Below are 3,893 nucleotides of genomic sequence, written 5' to 3'. Positions count from 1 at the left end.
GCCAGCCTGCGTCGCCACGGCCAGCAGTTGCTGGTCGCGCAGGCCTTCCTCGCGACGCAGCGCACGCAGCTCTTCCTGGCGGCGCAGTTCCTCGGCCATCTTCGCCGCGAAGAAGGTGATCACCGCGGCGGCCAGGGCGAAGCTCAGCCACATGCCGTAGATCTGCAGTTTTTCCCGCGAGATCGGCAAGGTTTCCAAGGGGTAGAACTGCACCAGCAACAGGGTGTACAGCGCCAGGGCGACACCGGAGAGCACCAGCGAAAAACGCCAGGGCAAGGTCACCGCGGCAATGGTCAGCGGCACCAGGTAATAGGACACGAAGGGGTTGGTCGAACCGCCGGAGAAATACAGCAGCGCACTGTGGATGAACAGGTCGCAGGCCAGTTGCACGGCATACTCGAGTTCGGTGACCGGCCAGGTGGTGCGCAGGCGCACCACGGTGAAGGCACACAGCACCGCCGAGCAGGCCAGCGTGGTCCACAGTTGCAGCCAGGGCAGCGGCAGCAGTTCGAAGCCGTAGGCGATGCCTACCGAACCGGCCTGGGCGGCCAGCACCAGGATACGGATGAACGTCAGGCGCCAGAGGTTCTGGCGAGTCGCGGACAGCAATTGAAAGGGGGCGAGCATGAGCTCTCCTGATGAGCGCTCCAGGCGGACCATCGGAAGTATACCCAAGCCGGGGCCCCGGCTGGGAAAAGTGCGGCAAACGGCCACATCCCCCGTCACCGCTCCTTACAGTTGTATGGAAGTTGTAATTGGGTGAACCCGGGTATAAAAGCTAGAGTCTCAAGGATTAACGCGACATCGCCCGCCGATCATCGCGTCCCGTATCCCAAGGAGTCCTTATGCAACGGTTCACTCGCAGCGCCACCCTGCTCGCCCTCAGCACCGCCACCCTGGCCAGCCTGCCGGCGGTGGCTGCCGATGAGCTTCACTACAACCAGGTCTCCCTGCGTGCCGAAGCCAGCCAGGAAGTGGCGCGCGACCTGATGATCGTCACCCTGTACACCGAGGCGCAGAACGCCGACCCGGCCAAGCTCGCCGCACAGATCACCACCACGCTGAACAAGGCCCTAGGCGAGGCCCGCGAAGTGAAGGCCGTGACCCTGCGCCAGGGCTCGCGCAACAGCTACCCGATCTACGACAGCAAGACCCAGAAGATCACCGGCTGGCAGGAACGTGCCGAACTGCGTCTGGAAAGCCCGGACTTCGCCGCCCTGTCCAAGCTGACCGGCGACCTGATGCAGACCCTGAAGATGGACAGCATGAACTTCACCATCTCCAACACGGCCCGCAAGACCAGCGAAGACGCCCTGCTCAAGGACGCGGTCAACGCCTTCAAGGCCCGCGCCCAGATCGCCACCGAAGCCCTCGGCGGCAAGAGCTACAAGATCGTCAGCCTGAACCTCAACAGCGGCGGTTATCCACAACCCTACGCCCGTGCGCCGATGATGATGAAGGCGGCGATGGAGATGGCACCGGCACCAGCACCGGAAGTCGAGGCCGGTACCAGCGAAGTGAAGATGAGCGCCGACGGCGTGATCGAAGTCCTGCAATAAGCCCGGTGAAAGCCTCCACAAGTGCTTTATAAGCGGCCCGCAACGGCGGTAACCTCGGTGACCGCCGTTTTTTTCGCTCGCTGAAAGCACTCCCAGGGGACTCCATGGAAAGAACCGTATTCAAACCGCTGCTCCTTGCCGCCGGCCTATTGGCCTGCGCTCCACTGGCCCAGGCGGCCAGCACCCTGGTCTACTGCTCGGAAGCCAGCCCGGCCGGCTTCGACCCCAGCCAGTACACCAGCGGCACCGACTTCGATGCCTCGGCGGAAACCGTGTTCAACCGTCTGACCCAGTTCAAGCGTGGTGGCACCGAGGTCGAACCCGGCCTGGCCACGAGCTGGGAAGTTTCCCCGGACGGCCTGGCCTACACCTTCCACCTGCGCCAGGGCGTGAAGTTCCACACCACCGACTATTTCACCCCGAGCCGCGACTTCAACGCCGACGACGTGCTGTTCACCTTCAACCGCCTGCTCGACAAGGACATGCCGTTCCGCAAGGCCTATCCTTCGGAGTCGCCGTATTTCACCGACATGGGCCTGGACACCACGATCAAGCGTGTCGAGAAACTCGACGAGCAGACCGTGCGCTTCAGCCTGAACAATGTCGACGCGGCCTTCGTGCAGAACCTGGCGATGAGTTTCGCCTCGATCCAGTCCGCCGAATATGCCGACAAGCTGCTCAAGGCGGGCAAGGCCGAGGAGCTCAACCAGAAACCGGTGGGCACCGGGCCGTTCGTGTTCAAGCGCTACCAGAAGGATGCGCAGATCCGCTACAGCGCCAACAAGGCCTACTGGAAACCCGAGGACGTCAGGCTCGACAACCTGGTCTTCGCCATCACCCCGGATGCCGCCGCCCGCCTGCAGAAGCTCAAGGCCGGCGAATGCCAGGTCAGCGGCTACCCGCGCCCGGCCGACATCGAGGTGATGAAGCAGGCTCCGAACCTGCGGGTGCTGCAACAGGCCGGCTTCAACCTGGGCTTTTTGGCCTACAACGTCACCCACAAGCCGCTCGACCAGCTCAAGGTCCGTCAGGCACTCGACATGGCGATCGACAAGCCGGCGATCATCAAGGCGGTGTACCAGGGCGCCGGGCAACTGGCGCAGAACGCCCTGCCACCGGCGCAGTGGTCGTTCGATCCGAACATCAAGGATGCACCCTACGATCCGACCAAGGCCAAGGCATTGCTCAAGGAGGCCGGCGTCGCACCCGGCACCCGCATTGATCTGTGGGCAATGACCGTCCAGCGCGCCTCCAACCCGAATGCGCGGATGTCGGCGCAGATGATCCAGCAGGACTGGGCCAAGGTCGGGATCAAGGCCAACATCGTCAGCTACGAGTGGGGCGAGTACATCAAGCGCGCCAAGAATGGCGAACATGACGCGATGATCTACGGCTGGACCGGCGACAACGGTGACCCGGACAACTGGCTCGGCGTGCTGTACAACTGCGCCGCGGTCAAGGGCAGCAACTACGCCAAGTGGTGCAACCCGGACTATGACAAGCTGATCCAGAAGGCCAAGCTCTCCAGCGACCGCGACGAGCGGGTGAAGCTCTACCAGCAGGCGCAGAAAATTCTCAAGGAACAGGTACCGATCACGCCGATCGCCAACTCGACGGTGTTCCAGCCGCTACGCAAGGAAGTCCGTGACTTCCGTATCAGTCCGTTCGGCCTGACCCCCTTCTATGGCGTGAGTCTGGATAAGTAACGGCAACGCCCCGATCGGGTGCGCCAGACACCCCGGTTGCCCGCTCGCAGTGCGCCGTTTGCACCGGAAAAAACCTGTGCAAACGGTCAAATGCGTCAGTATTTATACAATTGCGACATTCGTGTACGTTCGTGCCACACTTTGAGACTTGCGGCCTCTCTGCATCTTGCAATGGGTACAGGGCCTGCATAAGTATCCGCAGGTCGACTCACGAGGTCGTCCTCACAACCAAAAATGACAACAAATCATGAGGCCACCAATGCTTAAAAAAGCAGTCATTCCGTTTTTAGTTGGCGCAGGCCTCCTGGCCGGCGCACCGTTCGCCCTCGCAGCGACAAACCTGGTGTACTGCTCCGAAGGGAGCCCGGCCGGTTTCGATCCAGGCCAATACACCGCCGGAACCGACTTCGATGCCTCTGCCGAAACCGTCTTCAACCGTCTGAGCCAGTTTGAACGTGGCGGCACCGCCGTGATTCCTGGTCTGGCGACCAGTTGGGACATTTCGCCCGACGGCCTGACCTACACCTTCCATCTGCGCGAAGGGGTCAAGTTCCACACCACCGACTACTTCAAGCCGACGCGCAACTTCAACGCCGACGACGTGCTGTTCACCTTCAACCGCATGCTC

At 62.2% G+C, this 3,893-nt stretch carries 3 protein-coding genes and 1 pseudogene; 3 read left to right on the top strand and 1 reads right to left on the bottom strand.

All coding sequences use genetic code 11. From position 1 onward, the window contains the following. Positions 1 to 627: pseudogene (locus tag K675_RS0117490) on the bottom strand (sensor histidine kinase); the annotation flags it as partial. Positions 628 to 845: 218 nt separating this feature from the next. Between K675_RS0117490 and K675_RS0117485 the strand changes: the two are divergent. The 3 genes from K675_RS0117485 to K675_RS30965 all read left to right on the top strand — a co-directional run. Further along, positions 846 to 1,559, top strand: coding sequence for an SIMPL domain-containing protein (locus K675_RS0117485; RefSeq protein ID WP_017904780.1), 714 nt, complete (start codon positions 846 to 848; stop codon positions 1,557 to 1,559). A gap of 104 nt (positions 1,560 to 1,663) precedes the next feature. Continuing rightward, a complete protein-coding gene (locus tag K675_RS0117480) occupies positions 1,664 to 3,265 on the top strand; it encodes an ABC transporter substrate-binding protein (protein WP_017904779.1) in 1,602 nt (533 codons plus the stop codon). Between the two features lie 259 nt (positions 3,266 to 3,524). Beyond that, positions 3,525 to 3,893, top strand: a 369-nt coding sequence (locus K675_RS30965) for an ABC transporter substrate-binding protein (RefSeq protein ID WP_037006750.1), incomplete at its 3' end; no start/stop codon positions are given.

It is taken from the genome of Pseudomonas fuscovaginae SE-1, assembly GCF_000364705.1.
Classification (GTDB): Bacteria; Pseudomonadota; Gammaproteobacteria; order Pseudomonadales; family Pseudomonadaceae; genus Aquipseudomonas; species Aquipseudomonas fuscovaginae_A.
This window is presented reverse-complemented; position numbering and strand designations above follow the sequence as displayed.

What these genes read in the sequence shown, in the direction of transcription:
- K675_RS0117480 (WP_017904779.1), top strand. Translation starts at nt 1,664, where the DNA reads ATGGAAAGAACCGTATTCAAACCGCTGCTCCTTGCCGCCGGCCTATTG.
- K675_RS0117485 (WP_017904780.1), top strand. Translation starts at nt 846, where the DNA reads ATGCAACGGTTCACTCGCAGCGCCACCCTGCTCGCCCTCAGCACCGCC.